Here is a 22,809-nt window from a genome sequence, read left to right on the forward strand (position 1 = left end):
TTCCTGGTGGACGGCGGCATCTCCGGGGCGTACGTCACCCCGCTGTAGGCCCGCGCCCCTGCCCCAGGCAGGGCGCGGGCCATGGGCTCACCTGGCCATGGGCTCACCTGGCCGGGCGTCCTGGCCGTGTCGGCCCCGGGCGCCGGTCGGGTGGCTGCTGAGCCCCGCAGCCGCCCGGGCCGGTGCCCGGTGCGTTCCTCGTACCTCCTGTCCTCCTCGTGTCTCAGCCCGGCGGCAGTGGTTGCCACAGGCAGCCGCAGTCCGGGTGTCCTCGGAGCCGCAGGCGGCGGGGCATGCCGTCGCCTGCGGAGATCTCGCACCAGCCGTCGACGCTCGGCGGTCGGCCGCCGTCCAGGTACACCTGGACGTGCAGTGCCGCCAGGCCGGCGACGGCCGTGGCCAGGGCCGTGTCGCAGGCCGGGGTGCGGGCCCGGCCCGGGCCGTCGTCCGCGAGCTGGGCGAGGACCCGTGGCCAGGCGGCGTCCTCGTCCTCCCGGCGCAGCACCAGGCAGTGCCCGCAGGCCGACCGCCCGGGGATCACCAGCGGCCCGACGATGCCGAACTCCTCGACCACGCCCACGTACAGGTGCGGCACTCCGGCCCGGAGCAGCAGCCGGGCCTCGTACGTCCCGCCCGCGAAGGCCGCGCTGCCGTCCCGGGGTGCGAGGACCACGAAGTCGGGCGGTGGGTCGTCGCTCTTGGGCCGGGGCACCGGGGCCAGTGGGCGGCCGGTGGCGCGTTGCACCGCCTCGCGGGCGACCGTCGAGCGCAGCCGCCCGATGTCCGAGGGCGGCAGTCCGGCGGGGGAGCAGTCGTCGGGCCGGACCCGCCCGCTGTCGGCCACGGTGACGGTGCCGGCGCCGCCGGCCGCGAGCACGGTCGCCACGGCCGCGCCGACCCGGCCCGCGCCGCGCACCTCGATCCTGGACCTGGCGCGCCGGACCAGGACGGCCGGTGCGGCGCCCGGTCCGGAGTGGACCAGGGAGAGCGAGGCGAGGTCGGGCCCGAGGATGTCCTGGTGGGGCCGGGGGAAGTGCGACAGTGCCCGGCCGGTCGCCTCCGCGTCGTCGAGCAGCCCGGTCTCCTGCAGTTCGCTCAGCAGGGTGTCGGTGGGCTCGCGGCCGAGTCCGATCCGTTCGCCGGCGGAGAGGAGCTCGGGTCGTTCGCGCGTCCCGTCGAGCAGGTCGAGGAACTCGCACAGCGTCTTGTCGGCGTTGCCGAGCACCCCGGCGAACCGGGTGACGGTGCCGAACTGCAGGGTCTCGGAGTCCCGCCAGCTGCGGGACAGCGCGGGCTTGAGCATGAGGCGCACGGTGGTCTCCCTTCCGATCGTTTCCGGACGGCTGACCGCAGCATGCCCCATGGCGGCGGGGGCGTGCGGAAAGTTATCCACAGGCCCGGGCGCATGATCACACCATCTGTTCGGAGGCCCTGTGGATAACTGCCCATCCTTCCTGGCGTCGGTTTCCGGACACCCCTCGTCGGCCTTTCGTTCCCGATCGCTCCATGAAAGATTTCGGCCACGGCACCGGACTTCTGTCAGTGGTACCGGGTAACGTCGTGTGCCATGGCAGCCGAGCGGGACTCCCATCCACCGGCGTTGCGTCGGCGTGCCCGTGCAGCTTCCGGGTCGCAGATGGCGGCGCCGAGTACGCGCGGGCGCCCGGACGAGAAGCAGCGCGAGAAGCCGCACGACAAGCAGCAGGCGAGGCCGCAGCACCCGCCCGCCGGGGCGGTGCCCCCGGAGGCGCACGACCGCAGCCGGGTCGAGGTGCGGCGCAGCGCCCGGCGCAGCCGGACGGTCTCCGCCTACCGCGAGGGCGACCGCACCGTGGTGCTGATCCCGGCCCGGATGTCGCACGCCGAGGAGCAGCGCTGGGTCACGCAGATGCTGGAGAAGCTCGCGGCCCAGGAGCGTCGGCGGGTCCTCGGGGACGACGCCCTGATGGCACGGGCCCGGGAGCTGTCGGCGGCCTATCTGGAGGGCCGGGCCCAGCCGGTGCAGGTCCGCTGGGTGACCAACCAGAATTCGCGCTGGGGCTCGTGCACTCCCAGTGAGGGGACGATCCGGCTGTCGCACCGGCTGCAGGGCATGCCGGAGTACGTGCTGGACTACGTGCTGCTGCACGAGTTGGCGCACCTGCTGGTGCCGGACCACGGTCCGGCGTTCTGGGCGCTGCTGGAGGCCTATCCGCGGACGGAGCGGGCGCGCGGCTACTTGGAGGGTGTGGTGTCGGCGGCCCGGCTGCCGCACATCCCGGGGGCCCGGCACGGTGCGCCGGGGCCGGGGCCGGGGTCGGATCCGGGGGCTTCCTGCGGGTGAGGGCGGACGGCGAGAGGGGGCGCGGACCGTACGGTCCGCGCCCCCTCTTCGTGTCGCGCTTCGATCGGTCAGGCGGTCAGGCGGTCAGCGCCCGGGCCCGGGCGACGAGGTCGCGCACCGAGTGGTCGGTCAGCTCCGGCAGCCGGTCGTAGTCGAACCAGCGCAGGTCCAGCGACTCCTCGCTGATCAGCGCCTGCGCCCCGGCCGGGGCCACCGCGATGTACTGGACGTCCAGGTGGGTGTTCTCCGGCCGGTCCTTGCCGGTGCAGCGGACCTGGTGGCGGTCCAGCTTGGCGGGGACGGGCACGCCGTCCTGGCGCAGCAGGGTGAGGTCGGGGATGCCGGACTCCTCGACGGCCTCGCGCAGGGCGGCGGAGGCGAGGTCGGCGTCGCCCGGCTCGCAGTGCCCGCCCATCTGCAGCCAGATCCCGACCTTGGGGTGCAGGGTGAGCAGCACCCGCCCGGCGGCGGGGTCGACGACCGCCGCGCTCGCGGTGATGTGGGCGGGCAGGCAGGACCGGTAGAGGCCCTCGGGCTGCTCGGCGAGGTGCGCGAGGTAGTCGAGGCGCAGCTGTTCCTGGTCCCGCTCGGCGGGCCGCCAGTCGGTCAGGGTGCGGACGGCGTCCGCGTGGAGGGTGGACGTACCCGTCCCGGTGGCCGTCATGCGGTGGGCTCGCCCTTTCCGTCGGTGCCGTCCTGGTCGCCCTTCGGGGCGTCGTTCTGCGGAGCGTCGCCCTTGGGCGGGTCGTTCTTGGTGAGGTCGGGCTTGCCGGCCGCGGCCTCGCCGAGCAGCTTGTCGAGGGCGTCGAAGTCGAAGCCGCCCTCCAGGTCGCCGCTGCCGCGGTGCACGAAGGCGTCCGGGTCGTCCAGGTCGGCGGCGGTGGGCAGCATGTCAGGGTGCTCCCAGAGCGCGTCGCGGCCCTCGACGCCGCGGGCGTCGGCGAGCAGCGCCCAGAGCCGGGCGGCGTCGCGCAGGCGGCGCGGGCGCAGTTCCAGGCCGACCAGGGTGGCGAAGGTCTGTTCGGCGGGCCCGCCGGCGGCGCGGCGGCGGCGGACGGTCTCGCGCAGCGCGCCGGCCTGCGGCAGGTGGGGCTCGGCGGCGGCGTGCACGACGGCGTCGACCCAGCCCTCGACCAGGGCGAGGGCGGTCTCCAGGCGGGCCAGGGCGGCCTTCTGCGCGGGGGTGTCCTCGGGCTGGAGGAGGCCGCCGGCCAGGGCCTCCTGGAGGGCTTCCGGGTTGCTCGGGTCGAGCTGGCCGACGAGTTCCTCCATGCGGGAGGTGTCGACCTTGATGCCGCGCGCGTAGGCCTCGACGGCGCCCAGCAGGTGGGCCCGCAGCCACGGGACGTGGGCGAAGAGGCGCTGGTGGGCGGCCTCGCGCAGGGCGAGGTAGAGCCGGACCTCGTCGGCGGGAACGTTCAGGCCCTCGCCGAACTCGGCGACGTTCTGCGGGAGCAGGGCGGCCTTGCCGGCCGGGGCGAGCGGCAGGCCGACGTCGGTGGAGCCGACGACCTCACCGGCGAGGGCGCCGAGCGCCTGGCCGATCTGGGTGCCGAACATGGCGCCGCCCATGGAGCGCATCATGCCCATCAGCGGGCCGGCCATGGCCTGCATCTCCTCGGGCAGGACGCCGCCCATGGCGTTGCCGACCCGCTCGGCGACCGGGTCGACGAGGTCCTTCCAGACCGGGAGGGTGGCCTCGATCCACTCGGCGCGGCTCCAGGCGACGGCGGTGCCGGCGCCGGAGGGGAACTCGGTGACGCCGTCGAGCCAGAGGTCGGCCAGGCGCACGGCCTCGACGACGGCGGAGCGTTCGGCGTCGCCGACCGAGCGGTCCTTGCTCTTGCCCTCGGCGGGTTCGGCGACGACGCTCTGCCGGGCGATGTTCTGGGCGAGTTCCCAGTTCACCGGGCCGCCCTCGAAGGAGAGCATCTGGCCGAGCTGCTGGAAGGCGGCACCGAGGTCGCCGGGGTTCATGCCGCCGAACATGGCTGCGAAGGGGTTGTCGGCTCCGGCGCCGCCGGGGCCGCCCGGGGTGCCGGGCAGGCCGAACATCGCGCCGAAGGGGTTGCCGGCTCCGAAGCCGAACGGCTGGGGGCCGCCGGTGCCTTCCTGGCCCTGCTCCTTCTTCTTCTGCGCGTCGTCGGGCTTGGCCTTGCCGTCCTCGGGCTCCTCGGGGGGAACGCCGAATCCGAAGGGAAGGTCGCTCACGGGGTCCTCGATCCGGTCGGCCGTCATACGGGTGTGGCGGGCAGTGCGGTCCGCCCGGGGCTCCGGTGGAGCGGGGGACTCGTGGGCGGCTCCCGAGGGCCAGGCCCGCGCCGGGTGCACCGCCGGGCCTTCGCCTCGGGCAGGATGGACGTACGTGACACACGTCCGTACGCACATAAGCTAACCGTGGAGGATGGCCGGTGAGTTCCCCGCCTTCGGACGTTCGCTCTGGGCTGACCGCTGGAGAGGACGATCCGGACGCCACGGCGTCGCCGCCTCCAGCCTACGGCGGGCGGCCGTTGACCGTGGCCGTGACCGGTGCCGCGGGGGTGCTGGGCGAGCGGGTCGCCGCCCGGCTGGTGGCCTCCCCGCACGTGCGCAGGGTGCTGGCGGTGGACGACCGGCGCGGTGAGGTCCCGGGCGTGCAGTGGCGCGTCCTGGACGTGCGGGACCCCGCGGTGGCCGAGCGGCTGGCCGGGGTCGACGTGGTGGTGCACCTGGCGATGGACTTCGGCATGGAGTCCGATCCGCGGGCCCGCAGCGCCTACAACGTGCGCGGCGCCCAGACGGTGCTGACCGCGGCCGCGGCCGCCGGGGTGCACCGGGTGGTGCTGTGCACCTCCGCGATGGTCTACGGCGCGCTGGCCGACAACGAGGTGCCGCTGGCCGAGGACTCGGAGCTGCGGGCGACCGAGGAGGCCTCGCTGGTCGGGGACCTGCTGGAGATCGAGCGGCTGGCCCGGCGGGCGCCGCGCGCCCACCCGGGGCTGCAGGTGACGGTGCTGCGCCCGGCCGTGGTGGTGGGCCCCGGTGTGGACACCGTGCTGACCCGGCACTTCGAGGCGCCCCGGCTGCTGGTGGTGGCCGGTTCGCGTCCGTGCTGGCAGTTCTGCCACGTGGACGACCTGGCGGCGGCGCTGGAGTACGCGGCGCTGGGCCTGGTGGAGGGCGAGGTGACGGTCGGCTGTGACGGCTGGCTGGAGCAGGAGGACGTGGAGCGGCTGTCGGGGATCCGGCGGATGGAGCTTCCGGCCGCGCTGGCGCTCGGCACCGCGGCGCGGCTGCACCGGCTGGGGCTGACCCCGGCGCCGGCGGGCGACCTGGCGTACACGATGTACCCGTGGGTGGTGTCCGGGAGCAGGCTGCACGAGGCGGGCTGGCGTCCGGAGTTCACCAACGAGCAGGTGCTGGCCGAGCTGCTGGCGCAGGTGTCGGGCAAGCACGCGGTGGCGGGGCGCCGGCTGGGCGGCAAGGAGGCCGCGACCAGTCTGGGGGCGGCCGGGGCGACGGTGGCGCTGGTCGGCACGGCGGCGCTGGTGCGCCGGGCCCGCAAGCGGCGCCGTTTCTGAGTCGGCACCCGCTGGGGGCGCCCGGCGGGCGTCGTTTCTCACGATGCGAAATTTCGGAATCGTGATGCGGAAGCCCCTTGCCCCGATCGGCCCCCGATGGGGAATCATGGGGTCATGTCCGAGAACCACGACCCCATCCGGCTGCTCGCCGTCCGCGACACCCCGCTCTCGCTGGACGAGGTGTACGAGGCGGTCGGCGACGACGCGGCCGGCGGCACCACCGTCTTCGTCGGGACGGTCCGGGACCACGACGGCGGCAAGTCGGTCTCCGCGCTGGAGTACAGCTGCCACCCCACCGCCGAGGCGGAGATGCGCCGGATCGCCGAGAAGGTCGTCGCCGACTTCCCGGTGCGGGCGCTCGCCGCGGTGCACCGGGTGGGCCGGCTGGAGATCACCGACAAGGCCGTGATCGTCGCCGTCTCCTGCGCCCACCGCGGGGAGGCCTTCGCGGCCGCCCGCCGGCTGATCGACGACCTCAAGCACGAGGTGCCGATCTGGAAGCACCAGGTCTTCGCCGACGGCGAGGAGGAGTGGGTCGGCGCCGGGGGCTGCTGACCGGGATCCCGGCCCCCGGGGCCGCTGACCGGACTCCCGTTCCCGGGGCGGTGGGCGGCCGCCCGTCCGCGCGGACGCGGTGCAACCGCCCGCACACGGAGCACGTCCTTCGGGTCAGGCGCGCCGCGGCCTCACCCGAACGGGTCCGGCCGGGGGCGCCGGATACTCCCTGGAAGTGAGCCGATCGGCCGTCCCGTAACCCGGATGGCGCCGGCCGCGTTGTCCGCCGGGGTGGTTAATCTGCTCATAGACCCGAGGAGCTGGGAGTACTGACATGGGTGCGCTCGCCTGGCTGATCATTCCGGTTGTCGCCGTCCTGGTCGCGGCCGCGTGGGCGGGGTGGGCCCAGCGGGCCCCGAGGGCCACCGGCGACCCGGCCTCGCTCGCCGAACACCGGCGCTTCATGGCCGCGATGGAACGGACCACCGCGGGCTCCGCCGCCCCCGGGGAGGGTTCCGGCCGGTAGCCCGGCGGGCGCCGCGTCACGGGCGTCCCGTACTGTCGAGGCATGCCACGCCGCTCCGCGACGATGCTCGCTGCCACCCTGCTGCTCATAGCGCTGCTCTGCGTCTCGGTGCTGATGAAGGTGCCGTACACGGAGATGAGCCCGGGCCCGACGTACAACACGCTCGGGGAGCAGGGGGGCAAGCCGGTGATCACCATCACCGGCCACGACTCGTACCGGACGAGCGGCCACCTCAACATGACCACCGTCCAGGTCACCGGGGCCAAGTACGAGCCCAGCCTGGTCAACGCGGTGATCGGCTGGATGCGCGACGACGTGCTGGTGGTGCCGCACGACAACGTCTACCCCAAGGGGCAGTCGGACGCCGACGCCAAGAAGCAGAACGCCGAGGAGTTCGCCTCCTCCGAGGACAGCGCCCGCACCGCCGCGCTCAAGCAGCTGGGCGTCCCGGTCGGCAACGAGCTGATCGTGAAGTCGGTCACCGCGGGGGCCCCGGCCGAGGGCCGGCTGCACGCGGGCGACCAGATCGTCGCGGTGGACGGCGCCGCCGTCGACTCGGTGGACCAGGTGGTCGCCGCCGTCACCAAGCACAAGCCCGGTGAGTCGGTGGTCTTCACCGTGGTGCCGCGGGCCAAGGACACCTCCGGCAACGGCTCCGCCACCCCGGGGACGAGGACCGACGTCACCGTGCCGACCGTCCGGGCCAAGGACCTCGACCCGAAGGCGCCGGCCGAGCGGGCCGAGCTCGCGGTGGTCGGCATCGGCACCGGGATCCGGCACACCTACCCGTTCCAGATCGACATCGGCCTGCAGGACGTCGGCGGCCCGAGCGCCGGGCTGATGTTCTCGCTCGGCATCATCGACAAGCTCACCCCGGGCGGCGACCTCACCGGCGGCAAGTTCGTCGCGGGCACCGGCACCATCGACGACGACGGCAAGGTCGGCCCGATCGGCGGGATATCGATGAAGCTGATCGCCGCCCGGGACGCCGGGGCCGAGTACTTCCTCACCCCCGCCTCGAACTGCGCCGAGGCCACCAAGAACGTGCCGTCCGGGCTGACCCTGATCAAGACGGACACCCTGGACGGCGCGCTCAAGTCGCTGGAGCAGATCCGCTCCGGGCAGGCCTCGGCGCTGCCGTCCTGCCCCCGCTAGGCGGGCCCTGGGCGGGGGCGGGAACCGGCGTCAGGAGAAGGTCGCCAGCAGCGCTTCGGTCAGGCCGGGCACCAGGTCCGGGCCGGTCAGCACCTCGCGGGCGACGTCCTTGGAGCGCAGCCGCAGGGCGATCTCCTTCTTGCCGTCGCGCAGCACCGCGGCGGTGATCCGCACCTCCTCGCGCTTGGGGTGGTTGGCCACCCACTCGGCGAGCTGGGCGTCGCTGGCACCGCGCGGGCGGGACTGCTCGGCGCCCGGCGGCAGCATCAGCCGCTCGACCACCAGGGCGCAGCCGGCCACCGCGGCGGGCCAGGCGATGGTGCCGAGGAACTTGTCGAGCTCCATGCCGGCCGGGAGTTCGTCCTGCTCGACCGGGGTGAGGCCGGGCTCGTCGCTGTCGGCGAGGCCGAGCTGCTTGGCGATGCGCGGGTCGGCCTTGCGCAGGGCGGCGCTGTCCACCAGGGCGAACAGTCGGGCCGGGAGGTCCCAGCCGAGGGTGGCGGCGTACTCGTCGATCTCCAGCGCGGCCCGGGTGAGGGGGGTGGCGGCGGGGAGCTTGGAGACGTCGTCGGGGGAGTTGTTCAGATCAGGCGCGTCGGACATGACTCAATCCTCACACGCCGGGCGGCGCCCGCTCGCCGGGGCGGTCCCGGGGGCCCGGGGCGGGGTGTCCGGGCGGGGCGGCGGGGGGTTGCGGGCGAACGGTGTCGTAACCGTCTGCTAACGGTGGGAACTCGGTCGAAGACTGGTTAAGTTGCTCTGACGACCGACCGATTCCAGACGACACAGCTGAGGTGCCACCGTGGTATTCCAGATGCCGGAACGCTCAGGGCCGGGTTTCCGGCGGAGGGTGGGCCCGCCCTCCCGGCGGGCGCGGGTGGCCCTGCTGACCCTGGGCGTACTCGCGGTGCTGTTCCTGTTGTTCGTCATGTTCGCCGGGTTCTGGACGGACTGGCTGTGGTTCAGGTCGGTGCGCTACTCCTCGGTGTTCACCACCCAGCTGTGGACGAAGGTCGGGCTGTTCGGGGTCTTCGGCCTGCTGATGGCGGTGATCGTCGGCTTCAACGTGTGGCTGGCGCACCGGCTGCGGCCGCCGCTGTCGGCGATGTCGGTGGAGCAGCAGAGCCTGGACCGCTACCGGGCGGGCCTGGCGCCGTTCAAGCGCTGGGCGCTGATCGGGGTCTCGCTGGTGATCGGCCTGGTGGCGGGCGCGGCGGCGTCCGGCCAGTGGCGGACCTGGCTGATGTGGACGAACGCGACGTCCTTCGGTGAGAAGGACGCCCAGTTCGGCATGGACGTCTCGTTCTACGCCTTCGACCTGCCGTTCTACGAGTTCGTGCTGGGCTTCGCGTTCAGCGCGGTGATCGTCTCGCTGCTGACCTCGGCGCTGGTGCACTACCTGTACGGGGGGCTGCGGCTGCAGGGCCCGGGCCGGCGGGCGAGTGCGGGCGCGCAGGGGCACCTGGCGGTGCTGCTGGGCGTGTTCGTGCTGTTGAAGGCGGTGGCGTACTGGCTGGACCGGTACGCGCTGGCGGTGAAGACCGGCTCCTACAAGGGGGTCTCGGGCTGGACCGGCCTGCGCTACGTGGACGCCAACGCGTTCCTGCCGGCGAAGACGATCCTGTTCTTCGTCGCGATCATCTGCGCGGTGCTGTTCTTCCTGACGCCGATCCGCCGCACCTGGGCGCCGGCCCTGATCGGGCTGGGGCTGATGGTGCTGTCGGCGGTGCTGATCGGCGGGCTGTACCCGGCGATCGTGCAGCAGTTCCAGGTCAAGCCGAACGAGCAGGCCAAGGAGACGCCGTACATCCAGAAGAACATCGACGCGACCCGGCAGGCGTACGGGATCGCGGACGCGCAGACCACCCCGTACAGCCCGCAGGGCTCGACCACGGGTGACGCGTTGAAGCCGGACGCGCAGACCATCGCGGACGTGCGGCTGCTGGACCCGAACATCGTGTCGCAGACGTTCCAGTCGCTGGAGCAGCAGCGCAACTACTACGCGTTCCCGAGCACCCTCTCGGTGGACCGCTACAGCACGCCCACGGGCAAGCAGGACACCGTGATCGGCCTGCGCGAGCTGGACCTCAACGGGGTGCAGCGGAACTGGATCAACGACCACTTCAAGTACACCCACGGCTACGGCGCGGCGCTGGCCAAGGGCAACCAGGTCGACGACAAGGGCGGGCCGGTGTTCACCGAGTCCGGCCTGCCGGCCGCCGGTGCGCTGGGCGACTACGAGCAGCGGATCTACTACGGCGAGAAGACGACGACGTACTCGATCGTCGGCGGCTCGAACAAGGAGATCGACTACACCGACGTCAAGACCGGTCAGAACGTGGAGTACACGTACACCGGTGACAGCGGTGTCTCGCTGGACAACCCGATCACCCGGGCCGCGTACGCGGTGCGCTTCGCCGAGCCGCAGATGCTGTACGCGGGGGCGATCACCGACGGCGCCAAGGTGATCTACAACCGGACGCCCAAGGAGCGGGTGGAGAAGGTCGCGCCGTGGCTGTCGATCGACGCCGACCCGTACCCGGTGGTGCAGGACGGCCACGTGGTGTGGGTCGTGGACGGCTACACCACCTCGGACGGCTTCCCGTTCTCGTCGAAGACGACGCTGGGCACGGCGACCAAGGACTCGCTGACCAACCAGCGCGGTGAGCTGCTGACCGCCGCCAACCAGGTCAACTACATCCGCAACTCGGTCAAGGCCACGGTGGACGCCTACACCGGCGAGGTGAAGCTCTACCAGTGGGACGAGAAGGACCCGGTCCTCAAGACCTGGATGAAGGCCTTCCCGGGCACCGTGGAGCCGAAGTCGGACATCCCGGCGACGCTGCTGCCGCACCTGCGCTACCCGCAGGACATGTTCAAGGTGCAGCGCGACCTGCTCGGCCAGTACCACGTGACGGACGCCAACTCCTTCTTCAACGGCAGTGACATCTGGCAGGTCCCGGTGGACCCGACCAGTGACACCAAGCAGGTCCAGCCGCCGTACTACGTGACGGTGCGGATGCCGGACGCCCAGGCCGCGAGCTTCTCGCTGACCAGCACCTTCGTGCCCAACCAGCGGCCGAACCTGGCGGCCTTCATGGCCGTCAACGCGGACCCGGGCGAGGACTACGGGAAGATCCGCATCCTCAAGATGACCGGCGAGAGCGGCGCCCCCGGCCCCGGCCTGGTGCAGTCGAAGTTCAACTCCCGCCAGGAGGTGGCGAACCAGATCTTCGCGTTGAAGAGCGGCGGCGACACCGAGCTGGAGTACGGCAACCTGCTGACCCTGCCGGTCGGCGGCGGGCTGTTGAACGTCGAGCCGGTGTACGTGCGCGGGCGCGGCGCCAAGTACCCGACGCTGCAGAAGGTCCTGGCGGTGTACGGGGACGACAACGTGGCGTTCGAGAACACCCTGGACGACGCGCTGCGCAAGCTGTTCGCCGGGCAGGCCCCGCCGGCCACGCCGGTGGCGCCGTCCAGCCAGGGCGGGGCGACGCCGGGCACCGGGACGTCCCCGGGCACCGGGACGACGCCCGGCGGCGCCGGCACGCCGACTCCGACGCCCACCGCGCCGGGCACCCCGGCGCCGGGCGGGACGATCTCGCCGGAGCTCCAGCGGGCGCTCGGGGACGCGGAGAAGGCGTACAACGACAGCCAGACCGCGTTCAAGAACGGCGACTGGGTGGCGTACGGCAACGCCCAGAAGGCGCTCGGCGACGCCTTGAAGGCGGCCGAGGCGGCCCGGGCGGGCGGCCAGGCACCGGCGCCGACGGCGACGCCGACCGGCTCGGGGGCGGCCAGTCCGCACCCCTAGTCCCCGCTGAGCTGCGGTGACCGTTTTTGGGTCCACCCCGCGTCCGTGCTACGGTTCTCTTACCGACGCGGGGTGGAGCAGCTCGGTAGCTCGCTGGGCTCATAACCCAGAGGTCGCAGGTTCAAATCCTGTCCCCGCTACTCAGTAGCAGGAAGCCCGGAGGATCACATCCTCCGGGCTTCTGTCGTATCCGGGCCCCGGTCGGGTCCGGAGTCCTGCCGGGTCCGGGGGTGGCGGCCGCGGTGGGCGGGGGCCGCCGGCCGGTGGTGTCGGGCCCCGTCGAAACCGTGCTAGAGTTTGATCAACGACGCGGGGTGGAGCAGCTCGGTAGCTCGCTGGGCTCATAACCCAGAGGTCGCAGGTTCAAATCCTGTCCCCGCTACTCAGTGTCAGAGGCCCGGAGGATCATTCCTCCGGGCCTCTGTCGTACCCGGACGTTTCCGTCCGGAAGCGGCGGGAACCGCTCCGGTACTATCGACCGTCGCCAACGGGGACGGCACCGGGGTTTGTGGGGCGCAAGTGTCGGGAAATCGACAAAGCGCCGAAGCAATTCCGTCGGCTTCGGGTCCGCCCCACTCGAATTCGGCCGGGGCAGGTGTACGCGGGTAGCGGGTGATGCGACGATGGGACACATGGGGGACGGTGCACGGCCGCTGACGGGCCGTCCGGTCCGGCACCTCTCCTGGGAGTCCCCCCGGCCGTCGGCCGGGGCACGATGCCGCGACACTCTGGGGGAGCGGGAGTCGGCATGAGGCTGATCGGCAAGTCAGGCGCCAAGTCCGGTGCGGCCGTCGAGGCGGACACCGACGCCTGGGCGGAGAGCGCCGAGAGCCCCGAGAGCCGCCCCGGAGCCCTGCCCGCCCAGCGCACCAGCGGGCTGTCCGAGCGCCCCGCGGTCGGCGGCTCCGGGCCCGACAGCCTGGTGCACGTCTCCACCCGGCAGTTCTCCGCCGCCGTGGGCCCGTACGGGGCGGGCGGTGAGGAGGCGCCGGCCGGTGCCGCGCTGGACCCGGCCGGGCTGGACCCGACCAGCTTCGAGACCGCGCTGGCCGCCCGGGAGTCCGCCGCCCTGGAGGCCCGGCACCGGCAGGCCGCCGACGGCGGCGACCCGGACGCCGCGGGCCGCCTGGGCACCCTGCTGCTGCGCCGCGGCGACCTGGAGGACGCCGAGCCGTACCTGCGGGCCGCCGCGGCCGCCGGGGTGCGGGCCGCCGCCAACAACCTGGGCGTCCTGCTGCACCAGCAGGGCCACCGCGCCGAGGCCGGCCAGTGGTGGCGCCACGCGGCGGTGGCGGGCAGCGCCCCCGCCGCGCACGCGCTCGGGCTGCAGCTGCGCGACCAGGGCGAGGAGGAGGCCGCCGAGTACTGGTTGCACTACGCCGCCGACCACGGCCACCCGCTGGGCGCCTACGCCCTCGGCGACCTGATGGAGCACCGGCGCGACGTGCGGGCCGAGCGCTGGTTCAAGGTCTCCGCCGACGCCGGGCACCGTGAGGCCGCCTACCGGCTGGCCCGGATGCGCGAGGCCGCCGGGGACAAGGAGACCGCGGAGGCCTGGTACCGCACGGCCGCCGCCCGCAGCCACGCCCGCGCCGCGCTGCGCCTGGGCGTGCTGCTGGAGGAGCGGGCCCGCACCGACCGGTCGCTGCTGGAGGAGGCCGCCCGCTGGTACCGGCAGTCCGCGCAGAACGGGGAGCCGCGGGCCGCCTGCGCGCTCGGCTTCCTGCTGCGCGACTCCGGGGACGTCGCCGCCGCCGCCGAGTGGTGGCAGGAGGCCGCCGAGGCGGGCGACGGCAATGCCGCCAACGCGCTCGGCGCCCTGCACGCGAGCCGCGGCGAGGCCAAGGCCGCCGAGCACTGGTACCGCACCGCGCTCGACGCGGGCGACCAGAACGGCGCCTTCAACCTCGGCCTGCTCTGCGCCGGCACCGGCCGCGACCAGCAGGCCGAGCAGTGGTACCGCCGGGCCGCGTACGCCGGGCACCGGGAGGCCTGCAACGCGCTGGCCGTGGTGCTGCTGCAGCGCGGCGACGAGTCCGGCGCCGAGCCGTGGTTCTCCAAGGCGGCCGAGGCCGGCAGCGTGGACGGCGCCTTCAACCTGGGCGTGCTGCACGCCGGGCGCGGCGAGTCGCGGCAGGCCCAGGAGTGGTACGCGCGGGCGGCGGCCGAGGGGCACGGCGAGGCGGCGCTGCAGCTGGCGGTCGCCCAGGAGCAGCGCGGCAACCTGTCCGGCGCGCTGGAGCGCTACCGGCAGGCGGCGGCCGGCGGTTCGGCGGAGGGCGCCTTCCGGCTGGCCTCGGTGCTGGACCGGCGGGGGGACGCGGACGCCGAGGCCGAGCACTGGTACGCGCTGGCGGCCGATGCCGGGCACCGGCGTGCCCAGGTGCGGATGGGGGTGCGGGCGGCCGAGCGCGGGGCGCTGGAGATCGCCGAGAGCTGGTACCGGCGGGCCGCCGGGGCGGGCAGTCGCAGCGCGGCGTTCAACCTGGGGCTGCTGCTGGCCCGGCAGGACTGCGAGGCGGAGGCGATGCTCTGGTACACCCGGGCCGCCGACGCCGGGCACGGCCGGGCGGCGCTGCGGCTGGCGCTGCTGGCGCTGCGCCGGGGCGAGCCGGTGCAGGCGGAGAACTGGTGCCGGCGGGCGATCGACTACGGTCCGGCCGAGGTCGCGGAGCGGGCCGGGCGGCTGCTGGGCGCGCTGCACGCCGAGCTGAGCGCGTAGGGCCCGTCCGGGCCCGGGGCGTCAACTGCCGCTTCGGTGGCGGCAGTCGGGGCACAGGCCGCGGTAGGTGACCTCGGCGGTGGTGACGGCGAAGCCGAAGCGTTCGGCCGCGGGCAGCGCGGCGAGCGGGTCGCCGTGCGGATGGACGTCGCGGATCGCGCCGCAGCCGGAGCAGACCAGGTGCTGGTGGGCGCGGTGGGCGTTGGGGTCGTAGCGCTTGGCGCGGCCGTCGGTGGCGACCTCCAGCACCTCGCCGAGGGTGACGAGTTCGCCGAGCGTGTTGTAGACGGTGGCGCGGCTGATCTCGGGCAGGCGGGCGGCGGCGCGGGCGTGCACCTCGTCCGCGGTGAGGTGGACGTGCTCGCCGTCGAGGACCTCGGCCACCACGCGGCGCTGTGAGGTCAGCCGCCAGCCGCGTCCGCGCAGTCTCTCCAGCAGATCACTCATGGGACCAGAATAAGTCACGCTCCGGGATTAGGGCCAGTATTGACTTGGACGAAGTCCAAGTTAGGATCGTGTCATCACGATCGGATCCCCCGGAGGCAACCCGCCATGACCACGCAGGACGAGCTTCGCCCGACCCTCACCACCGAGGCGGGTGCCCCCGTCGCGGACAACCAGAACACCGAGACCGCCGGCCCCGGCGGCCCGGCCCTGATCCAGGACCAGCTGCTGTTCGAGAAGCTCGCGCACTTCAACCGCGAGCGCATCCCGGAGCGCGTGGTGCACGCCCGCGGCGCCGGCGCGTACGGCACCTTCACGGTGACCGCCGACGTGACGCCCTTCACCCGGGCGGGGTTCCTGTCCGAGGTCGGCAAGCAGACCGAGGTCTTCCTCCGGTTCTCCACGGTGGCCGGCAACCTCGGCGCGGCCGACGCGGTGCGCGACCCGCGCGGCTTCGCGCTGAAGTTCTACACCGAGGAGGGCAACTACGACCTCGTCGGCAACAACACCCCGGTGTTCTTCATCAAGGACGCCATCAAGTTCCCCGACTTCATCCACACCCAGAAGCGGGACCCGTACACCGGCTCGCAGGAGGCCGACAACGTCTGGGACTTCTGGGGCCTGTCGCCCGAGGCCACCCACCAGGTGACCTGGCTGTTCGGCGACCGCGGCATCCCGGCCAGCTACCGCCACCTGAACGGCTACGGCTCGCACACCTTCCAGTGGCAGAACGAGGCCGGCGAGCACTTCTGGGTCAAGTACCACTTCAAGACCGACCAGGGCATCCGCAACCTCACCCAGGCCGAGGCCAACCGGCTCGCCGGCGAGGACCCGGACAGCCACCAGCGCGACCTGCGCGAGGCGATCGAGCGCGGCGAGTTCCCCAGCTGGACGGTGCAGGTCCAGGTCATGCCGGCGGCCGACGCGGCCGGCTACCGCTTCAACCCCTTCGACCTGACCAAGGTCTGGCCGCACGCCGACTACCCGCCGATCGAGATCGGCCGGCTGGAGCTCAACCGCAACCCGGAGAACGTCTTCGCCGAGGTCGAGCAGTCGGTCTTCTCCCCGGCGCACTTCGTGCCCGGCATCGGCCCGTCCCCGGACAAGATGCTCCAGGGCCGGCTGTTCGCCTACGCGGACGCCCACCGCTACCGCGTCGGCATCAACGCCGACCACCTGCCGGTGAACCGCCCGCACGCCACCGAGGCCCGCACCAACGGCCGGGACGGGTACCTGTACGACGGCCGCCACGGCCGGCAGAAGAACTACGAGCCCAACAGCTTCGGCGGCCCGGTGCAGACCGGCCGTCCGCTCTGGGCCGCGACCGCGGTCGACGGCCCCACCGGCACCCACGCGGCGCCCTCGCACGCCGAGGACGACGACTTCGTGCAGGCGGGCGACCTGTACCGGCTGTTCACGGAGGACGAGAAGCAGCGGCTGATCGCCAACCTGGCCGGCTTCATCGCCAAGGTCTCGGCCGACCGCGAGGACATCGTGGAGCGGGCGATCGACAACTTCCGCAAGGCCGACGCCGACTACGGGCAGCGGCTGGAGGCAGCGGTCCGGGAGCTGCGCAAGCAGTAGGACGGGCCGGAACGAGCAGCGGGCCCTGTGACCAGCTCCCACTGGTCACAGGGCCCGCACCATTGCGCCCGGGGCCCCGGGAGCGCTCCGGGGGCGAACGGGCGAACAACAGCGGCTCAGACGGAGAGCCGCCGCAGGGTCTCGTCGTGCAGCAGGCCGTTGGTGGCCACCGCGTCGGCACCGCCCGGGCCGGGGACGCCGTCCAGGCCGGTGAAGCTGCCGCCGGCCTCCTCGACGACGATGCACGGCGCGGCCATGTCCCAGAGCGACAGCTCGGGCTCGGCGGCGATGTCCACGGCGCCCTCGGCGACCATCATGTAGGACCAGAAGTCGCCGTAGGCGCGGGTGCGCCAGCAGGCCCGGGTGAGGTCCAGGAACGGGTCGAGCCGGCCGCGGTCCTCCCACCCGGTGAGGGAGGAGTACGAGAAGGACGCGTCCTCGATCCGGGACACCCCGGAGACGTGGATCCGGGAGGCCTTGGTCAGGCTGCGGCCCGCGTAGGCGCCCAGGCCCTTGGCGGCCCACCAGCGGCGCTGCAGCGCCGGGGCGGAGACGATGCCGACCACCGGGCGCTCCACGCCGTCCGGGCCGTCCTCCAGCAGGGCGATCAGGGTGGCCCAGACCGGGACGCCGCGGATGTAGTTCTTGGTGCCGTCGATCGGGTCGATCACCCAGCGGCGCGGGCCGGAGCCCTGGAGGCCGAACTCCTCGCCGAGCACGGCGTCGCGCGGGCGGGCGCGCTGGAGGATGCTGCGCACGAGCTCCTCGGCGGCCTTGTCGGCGTCGCTGACCGGCGTCAGGTCGGGCTTGGTCTCGATCTTCAGGTCGAGGGCGCGGAAGCGCTCCAGGGTGACCGAGTCGGCCGAGTCGGCGAGGACGTGGGCGAGTCGGAGATCGTCGTGGTAGTCGGCCATGCCCGAAACCCTAGCTCAGCGGGTCGGCCGGGGAGGGCGGGCGCTCAGTGGGCGGAACCGCTGAGCTGGAGGCCGATCACGCCGGCGATCACCAGGGAGATGGACACCAGTTTGAGCACCGAGGTGGTCTCGTCCAGGAAGGCCATGCCGTAGATGGCGGTGCCGGCGGCGCCGATGCCGGTCCACACGGCGTAGGCGGGGCCGACCGGCAGGCTCTTGAGCGAGAGGGTGAGCAGCCCGAAGCTGCTGAGGGCGAACACGCAGAAGCTGATGGTGGGCCAGAGCTTGGTGAAGCCCTCGCTGAGCTTGAGGTTGATCGCGAAGCCGGTCTCCAGCAGGCCGGCCAGGATCACCAGGGCCCATGCCATCGCGCGCCCTCCCTGTCGATCGACGGACGGGCCGTGTCCGGCCCGACTTTCCTATGATCGCCAGGGAGGGGCGGTCCGACACCTCGAACGGGCCGCGAGCCTCGGGGAAGGGGCGGAGCCCCCGCCGGGCTCAGTCGCCCTCGCGGGCCTCCTTGCTGGCCAGCAGACGGCGCAGCGAGTAGAGCCGGGCGGCCTCGGCGTGGCCGTCGGCGACCCAGGCGTCCAGGGCGCAGTCCGGCTCGTCGTGGCTGCAGGCGCGCGGGCAGTCGACCGTGCCCGGCTCCAGGTCCGGGAAGGCGAGGATGACCCGGGACGGGTCGATGTGGGAGAGGCCGAAGGAGCGGAAGCCGGGCGTGTCGATCACCCAGCCCGGGTCGAGCGCCTTCTTCGAGCCGGGCTTGACGCCGGGCGGCGGGGGCAGCCGCAGGGCCAGGGCGGAGACGGTGGTGTGCCGGCCGCGGCCGGTGACGGCGTTGACGTGGCCGGTCTGCCGCCGCCGGTCCGGGACGAGGGCGTTGACCAGGGTGGTCTTGCCGACGCCGGAGTGGCCGATGAACACCGTGGAGAGTCCGCGCAGGTGCTCGCGGACGGCCTCGGCGCCGGCGGTCTCCAGCTCGTCCCGGCGGGTGACGACGTAGTCGATGCCGAGCGGGGCGTACGACTCCAGCAGCGGCCCGGCCGGGGCGAGGTCGGACTTGGTGAGCACCAGCAGCGGTTCCATGCCCGCGTCGTAGGCGGCGACCAGGCAGCGGTCGATCAGCCGGGGGCGGGGCTCCGGGTCGGACAGGGCGGTGACGATGGCCAGCTGGTCGGCGTTGGCGACGACGATCCGCTCGTACGGGTCGTCGTCGTCCGCGGTGCGCCGCAGCACGGAGCTGCGCTCCTCGACCCGGACGATCCGGGCGAGGGTGTCGGCGTCCCCGGAGAGGTCGCCGACCAGGTTGACCACGTCGCCGACGACGACGCCCTTGCGGCCCAGCTCGCGGGCCTTCATGGCGACGACCTCACGCTCCTGCTTGGTCCCCGGGTCGACCAGGCAGGTGATCCGGCCGCGGTCGACGGTCAGCACCATCGCCTCGTCGGCGTCCTCGTGCTTGGGCCGGATCCGGGTCCGCGGCCGGGAGCCCCGGCGGGCGGGGCGGTTGCGGATGTCGTCCTCGTCGGCGTCCTTGCCGTAGCGGCGCATGGTTCAAGTCTCCGCTCAGGCGTCCGCGGCCGCTCCGCCGAGCAGCTCCGCCCACATCTTGGGGAAGTCGGGCAGGGTCTTGGCGGTGGTGCCCACGTTCTCCACCTCGACGCCGGGCACGGCGAGGCCGAGCACCGCGGCGGCGGTGGCCAGGCGGTGGTCCTCGTAGGTGTGGAAGATGCCGCCGTGCAGCGGGCGGGGGCGGATCCGCAGGCCGTCCTCGGTCTCGCTGACGTCGCCGCCGAGGTCGTTGATCTCCTTGGCGAGGGCGGCGAGCCGGTCGGTCTCGTGCAGGCGCAGGTGGGCGATGCCGTACAGGTGGGACTCGGAGTCGGCGAGGGCGGCGACGGCGGCGATCACCGGGGTGAGCTCGCCGACGTCGTGCAGGTCGGCCTCGATGCCGTGGATCCGGCCGGTGCCGGTGAACTGGAGGCCCTCGTCGGTGTACTCGCAGGCGCCGCCCATCCGGGAGTAGAGGTCGCGCAGCTGGTCGCCGGGCTGGGAGGTGTGGCGGGGCCAGTCGCGGACGGTGACCCGGCCGCCGGTGACCAGGGCGGCGGCGAAGAACGGGGCGGCGTTGGACAGGTCGGGCTCGACGACCAGGTCGCGGCCGAGCAGGGCGCCGGGGGTGACCCGCCAGACGTCCTTCTCGCCGCCGTCCTCGGGGGCGTCGACCTGGGCGCCGGCCAGGCGCAGCATCTCGACGGTCATCCGGATGTGCGGCAGCGACGGGACGGGGCCGCCGACGTGCCGGACCTCGACGCCGTGGTGGTAGCGGGCGCCGGAGAGCAGCAGGGCGGAGACGAACTGGGACGAGGAGGAGGCGTCCAGCTCGACCGGGCCGCCGTCGAGGCCGCCGGTGCCGTGGACGGTGAGCGGGAAGCTGCCGCGGCCGCCGTCCTCGATCCGGGCGCCGAGCGCGCGCAGGGCGTTGATCACGCCGTGCTGGGGGCGCTCGTGGCTGCGCGGGTCGCCGTCGAAGTGGACCGGGCCGTCGGCGAGGGCGGCGAGCGGGGGCAGGAAGCGCATGACGGTGCCGGCGTTGCCGACGTCGACGTTGGCGGGGCCGCGCAGCGCGGGGGCGGGGATGACCCGCCAGGCCTCGCCGCCGCCGGTGCCGCCGGAGTCGTTGTTGACCTTCTCCTCGATGGTGACCCCGAGGGCGCGCAGGCCGTCGGCCATCAGCTGGGAGTCGCGGCTGCGCAGCGGGCGGCGCACCCAGCCGGGTCCGTCGGCGAGGGCCGCCAGCACCAGGGCCCGGTTGGTGACCGACTTGGAGCCGGGAATGGTGACGGTGGCGTCGACGGGGGCGCTGGCGACGGGGGCGGGCCACAAGGAGTCGGTCATGGGGGCCAGTCTAGGGTCCGTGACGGAACGGCCCCCGCTGCGGCCGGATGGCGGGACGGCGGTGATCTAGTGGAGGGGTTGCAGCAGCCAGGTGGCGCCGAGGGCGAGGCAGGCGAGGGCGGTGAGCAGGAAGACGGTGACCCAGGCCAGGGCCGGGACGTGGGTGAGCCGGGCGAGCTGGTCGGCGTCGGAGTCGCGGGCCCAGCCGGTGCGGCGCTGGTGCTGGAGTTCCAGGACCGGGCGGACCGCCCCGAACAGCAGGAACCAGCAGCCGAGGTAGGCGAAGCCGGCCTGGACCTGGGCGCTGCCGAACCAGGACACCAGGAAGAAGGCGCCGCCGGCGACGAGCACGGTGAACAGGCCGAAGGCGTTGCGGATCCGCAGGAGCAGGGCCAGCAGCAGGGCGATGGCGAGCCAGAGCAGCAGGGTGATCCGGTCGGCGGCGAGCAGGGCGGCGCAGCCGAGGCCGAGCAGGGCGGGGGCGGTGTAGCCGGCGGCGGCGGTGAGGACCATGCCGGGGCCGGTGGGGCGGCCGTAGGAGAGGGTGAGGCCGGAGGTGTCGGAGTGCAGCCGGATGCCGGCGAGCTTGCGGCCGGTGGCGAGCGCGGCGAGGCCGTGGCCGCCCTCGTGGGCGATGGTGACGGCGTTGCGGGTGACGTGCCAGAGCGGGCGGGCGAGGACGGCGAGCAGGGCGGCGCAGCCGGTCGCGAGGACGAGCCAGCCGGGCGGGGCGGCCTGGGTGCCGGTGACCCGGTCCCACAGTTCGCCGAGGTTCTGGTTGTTCGGGTTCATCGGCGGGCTGCGCCTCCGTTCGCTGTGCTGTGTCGTGATTCGCCGTTCGGGCCGGGTTGGGCCGTTCGGGGCAGCCTCCCATGCGGGGACGGGCGGAGGGGAGCGGGCGGTTCTGCTCCGTGGATGAGGAAGTGCTGAGCGGGCGCGGTGTGGTTGGCTGGCCCGCATGTGCGGTCGCTTCGCAGCCAGCAGCAAGCCGGAGGACGTCGTCGAGCTGTTCGACGTGGAGTTCTGGGACCCGGAGGAGTCCCTGGACCCGAACTGGAACGTGGCGCCGACCAACAGCGCGTACGTGGTGCTGGAGCGGTTGGCCAAGGGGGCGGCGCGGCCGGTGCGGCAGTTGCGGGCGCTGCGCTGGGGGCTGGTGCCGCAGTGGTCGAACTCCGCCGAGACGGCGGTGAAGATGATCAACGCGCGCTCGGACACGGTGCACGAGAAGCCGGCCTACCGGCAGGCCTTCGCCTCGCGCCGGTGCATCCTGCCGGTGGACGGCTACTACGAGTGGCAGACGGTGCCGGGGGAGCGGGGCAAGGCGCGCAAGAAGCCGTTCTTCGTGTCCCGGGCGGACGGCGCCCCGCTGGCGCTGGCGGGGCTGTACGAGTTCTGGCGCAACCGGGCGGTGCCGCCGGGGCACCCGGAGGCCTGGCTGGTGACCTTCACGATCGTGACCACGGACGCCGAGGAGTCGCTGGCGCCGATCCACGAGCGGATGCCGCTGTTCCTGGACCGGCGGGACTGGGGGCAGTGGCTGGACCCGGGGCTGGGCGACCCGGAGGAGGTGCGCCGGCTGCTGATACCCCCGCCGCCGGGGGCGCTGCTGGCCACGCCGGTGTCGCCGGCGGTCGGGAACATCCGCAACAACGGTCCGGAGCTCAAGGAGCCGTGGACCGAGGTCGAGTACGAGACCACACTGTTCTGAGACTTGGGAGCTGCCGGGATGACCACCTCCGAACTCGTCACCACCGGGGCCGGGGACGCCCGGATCACCTACCACCGGGCGGCCGCGCCGAGGGCGGTGCTGGCGCTGGGCCACGGGGCGGGCGGCGGGACCGGCGCCCGGGACCTGGTGGCGCTGGCCGGGCGGCTGCCGGAGCGGGGGATCACGGTGGCGCTGGTGGAGCAGCCGTGGCGGGTGGCGGGGAAGAAGCTGGGCCCGGCGCCGAGGACGCTGGACGTGGGCTGGCTGCCGGTCGCGGAGCGGCTGGCCGGGGCCGGGCTGCCGCTGGTGGTCGGCGGGCGCAGCGCGGGGGCGCGGGTGGCCTGTCGGACGGGGGCGGCGAGCGGTGCGGTGGGGGTGGTGGCGCTGGCGTTCCCGCTGCACCCGCCGGGGAAGCCGGAGAAGAGCCGTGCCGAGGAGCTGCTGGGGTCGGGGCTGCCGACGCTGGTGGTGCAGGGTGCGGCGGACCCGTTCGGCGGGCCGGCGGAGTTCCCGGAGCTGCCGGCGGGGCACGAGCTGGTGGCGCTGCCGTACGGGAACCACGGGTTCGAGGTGCCGAAGCGGGCGTCGGTGGGGCAGGACGAGGTGCTGGAGCTGATCTGCTCGGCGGTGGGGGACTGGGTGTTGGGGCTGCTGTGACGC

The 22,809-nt window shown here is 73.6% G+C and carries 20 protein-coding genes and 2 tRNA genes; 12 read left to right on the forward strand and 10 right to left on the reverse strand.

From position 1 onward, the window contains the following. Positions 1 to 223: 223 nt before the first annotated feature. Positions 224 to 1,303 (reverse strand): ThiF family adenylyltransferase, encoded by a 1,080-nt coding sequence (locus tag ACFY2K_RS02260; RefSeq protein ID WP_375894189.1) that lies wholly within the window; start codon positions 1,301 to 1,303, stop codon positions 224 to 226. Positions 1,304 to 1,636: 333 nt separating this feature from the next. Between ACFY2K_RS02260 and ACFY2K_RS02265 the strand changes: the two genes are divergently transcribed. Beyond that, positions 1,637 to 2,323, forward strand: a complete 687-nt coding sequence (locus ACFY2K_RS02265; RefSeq protein WP_380530032.1) for a M48 family metallopeptidase — start codon at positions 1,637 to 1,639, stop codon at positions 2,321 to 2,323. A 76-nt stretch (positions 2,324 to 2,399) separates the two neighbouring features. On the opposite strand, the gene ACFY2K_RS02270 is transcribed toward ACFY2K_RS02265, so the two are convergent. Both ACFY2K_RS02270 and ACFY2K_RS02275 read right to left on the reverse strand, forming a co-directional pair. After that, on the reverse strand, positions 2,400 to 2,987 hold the full coding sequence (locus ACFY2K_RS02270) for an NUDIX hydrolase (RefSeq protein ID WP_380530034.1): 588 nt from the start codon (positions 2,985 to 2,987) through the stop codon (positions 2,400 to 2,402). Next, a complete protein-coding gene (locus ACFY2K_RS02275) occupies positions 2,984 to 4,534 on the reverse strand; it encodes a zinc-dependent metalloprotease (protein WP_375894172.1) in 1,551 nt (516 codons plus the stop codon). Before ACFY2K_RS02275 ends, ACFY2K_RS02270 begins: the two co-directional genes overlap by 4 nt. A gap of 200 nt (positions 4,535 to 4,734) precedes the next feature. On the opposite strand from ACFY2K_RS02275, the gene ACFY2K_RS02280 reads away from it, so the two are divergent. The 4 genes from ACFY2K_RS02280 (at position 4,735) to ACFY2K_RS02295 (ending at position 8,059) form a co-directional block, all read left to right on the forward strand. Then, positions 4,735 to 5,883: an NAD-dependent epimerase/dehydratase family protein gene (locus tag ACFY2K_RS02280; RefSeq protein WP_188303064.1), complete on the forward strand. Its 1,149-nt coding sequence runs from the start codon at positions 4,735 to 4,737 to the stop codon at positions 5,881 to 5,883. 114 nt (positions 5,884 to 5,997) lie between these two features. Further along, positions 5,998 to 6,438 (forward strand): molybdenum cofactor biosynthesis protein MoaE, encoded by a 441-nt coding sequence (locus tag ACFY2K_RS02285; RefSeq protein ID WP_375894168.1) that lies wholly within the window; start codon positions 5,998 to 6,000, stop codon positions 6,436 to 6,438. Positions 6,439 to 6,712: 274 nt separating this feature from the next. Then, positions 6,713 to 6,904 (forward strand): hypothetical protein, encoded by a 192-nt coding sequence (locus ACFY2K_RS02290; protein WP_375894165.1) that lies wholly within the window; start codon positions 6,713 to 6,715, stop codon positions 6,902 to 6,904. A gap of 42 nt (positions 6,905 to 6,946) precedes the next feature. After that, on the forward strand, positions 6,947 to 8,059 hold the full coding sequence (locus ACFY2K_RS02295; protein WP_375894162.1) for a PDZ domain-containing protein: 1,113 nt from the start codon (positions 6,947 to 6,949) through the stop codon (positions 8,057 to 8,059). 30 nt (positions 8,060 to 8,089) lie between these two features. On the opposite strand, the gene ACFY2K_RS02300 is transcribed toward ACFY2K_RS02295, so the two are convergent. After that, the gene (locus ACFY2K_RS02300) at positions 8,090 to 8,662 is read right to left on the reverse strand and encodes a PPA1309 family protein (protein ID WP_375894159.1); all 573 of its coding nucleotides are present in this window, start codon (positions 8,660 to 8,662) and stop codon (positions 8,090 to 8,092) included. 211 nt (positions 8,663 to 8,873) lie between these two features. On the opposite strand from ACFY2K_RS02300, the gene ACFY2K_RS02305 reads away from it, so the two are divergent. The 4 genes from ACFY2K_RS02305 (at position 8,874) to ACFY2K_RS02320 (ending at position 14,595) form a co-directional block, all read left to right on the forward strand. Next, a complete protein-coding gene (locus tag ACFY2K_RS02305; protein WP_387709442.1) occupies positions 8,874 to 11,873 on the forward strand; it encodes a UPF0182 family protein in 3,000 nt (999 codons plus the stop codon). A 66-nt stretch (positions 11,874 to 11,939) separates the two neighbouring features. Next, positions 11,940 to 12,013 (forward strand) — tRNA-Met (locus tag ACFY2K_RS02310). A gap of 168 nt (positions 12,014 to 12,181) precedes the next feature. After that, positions 12,182 to 12,255, forward strand: a tRNA-Met gene (locus tag ACFY2K_RS02315). A gap of 366 nt (positions 12,256 to 12,621) precedes the next feature. Then, positions 12,622 to 14,595, forward strand: coding sequence for a tetratricopeptide repeat protein (locus ACFY2K_RS02320; protein ID WP_375894153.1), 1,974 nt, complete (start codon positions 12,622 to 12,624; stop codon positions 14,593 to 14,595). A gap of 21 nt (positions 14,596 to 14,616) precedes the next feature. Here ACFY2K_RS02320 and ACFY2K_RS02325 read toward each other — a convergent pair whose 3' ends face one another. After that, complete coding sequence (locus tag ACFY2K_RS02325) at positions 14,617 to 15,042, reverse strand: Fur family transcriptional regulator (protein ID WP_380408749.1); 426 nt, start codon at positions 15,040 to 15,042, stop codon at positions 14,617 to 14,619. A 105-nt stretch (positions 15,043 to 15,147) separates the two neighbouring features. Between ACFY2K_RS02325 and ACFY2K_RS02330 the strand changes: the two genes are divergently transcribed. Further along, positions 15,148 to 16,623: a catalase gene (locus tag ACFY2K_RS02330; protein WP_380591239.1), complete on the forward strand. Its 1,476-nt coding sequence runs from the start codon at positions 15,148 to 15,150 to the stop codon at positions 16,621 to 16,623. Positions 16,624 to 16,739: 116 nt separating this feature from the next. Here the strand turns inward: ACFY2K_RS02330 and hisN are convergent, their stop codons facing one another. The 5 genes from hisN to ACFY2K_RS02355 form a co-directional block, all read right to left on the reverse strand. Continuing rightward, positions 16,740 to 17,537 carry a histidinol-phosphatase gene (gene hisN, locus ACFY2K_RS02335; RefSeq protein WP_375894145.1) on the reverse strand — a complete coding sequence of 266 codons (798 nt, stop codon included), beginning with the start codon at positions 17,535 to 17,537 and terminating at the stop codon, positions 16,740 to 16,742. 44 nt (positions 17,538 to 17,581) lie between these two features. Next, positions 17,582 to 17,905: a multidrug efflux SMR transporter gene (locus ACFY2K_RS02340; RefSeq protein WP_188303055.1), complete on the reverse strand. Its 324-nt coding sequence runs from the start codon at positions 17,903 to 17,905 to the stop codon at positions 17,582 to 17,584. Between the two features lie 130 nt (positions 17,906 to 18,035). Then, positions 18,036 to 19,091, reverse strand: a complete 1,056-nt coding sequence (gene rsgA, locus ACFY2K_RS02345) for a ribosome small subunit-dependent GTPase A (protein WP_375894142.1) — start codon at positions 19,089 to 19,091, stop codon at positions 18,036 to 18,038. A 15-nt stretch (positions 19,092 to 19,106) separates the two neighbouring features. Continuing rightward, positions 19,107 to 20,438, reverse strand: a complete 1,332-nt coding sequence (gene aroA / locus ACFY2K_RS02350; RefSeq protein WP_380530040.1) for a 3-phosphoshikimate 1-carboxyvinyltransferase — start codon at positions 20,436 to 20,438, stop codon at positions 19,107 to 19,109. Between the two features lie 66 nt (positions 20,439 to 20,504). Then, the gene (locus ACFY2K_RS02355; RefSeq protein ID WP_375894136.1) at positions 20,505 to 21,230 is read right to left on the reverse strand and encodes a M50 family metallopeptidase; all 726 of its coding nucleotides are present in this window, start codon (positions 21,228 to 21,230) and stop codon (positions 20,505 to 20,507) included. A 166-nt stretch (positions 21,231 to 21,396) separates the two neighbouring features. Between ACFY2K_RS02355 and ACFY2K_RS02360 the strand changes: the two genes are divergently transcribed. Both ACFY2K_RS02360 and ACFY2K_RS02365 read left to right on the forward strand, forming a co-directional pair. Further along, entirely contained in the window at positions 21,397 to 22,149 is a 753-nt protein-coding gene (locus tag ACFY2K_RS02360; protein WP_375894133.1) for an SOS response-associated peptidase, read from the forward strand. An 18-nt stretch (positions 22,150 to 22,167) separates the two neighbouring features. Beyond that, positions 22,168 to 22,806, forward strand: a complete 639-nt coding sequence (locus tag ACFY2K_RS02365; RefSeq protein WP_375894131.1) for an alpha/beta family hydrolase — start codon at positions 22,168 to 22,170, stop codon at positions 22,804 to 22,806. The last annotated feature ends 3 nt before the right edge of the window (positions 22,807 to 22,809 follow it).

This window comes from Kitasatospora sp. NPDC001309, assembly GCF_042896295.1.
In the GTDB taxonomy this organism is placed as follows: Bacteria; Actinomycetota; Actinomycetes; order Streptomycetales; family Streptomycetaceae; genus Kitasatospora.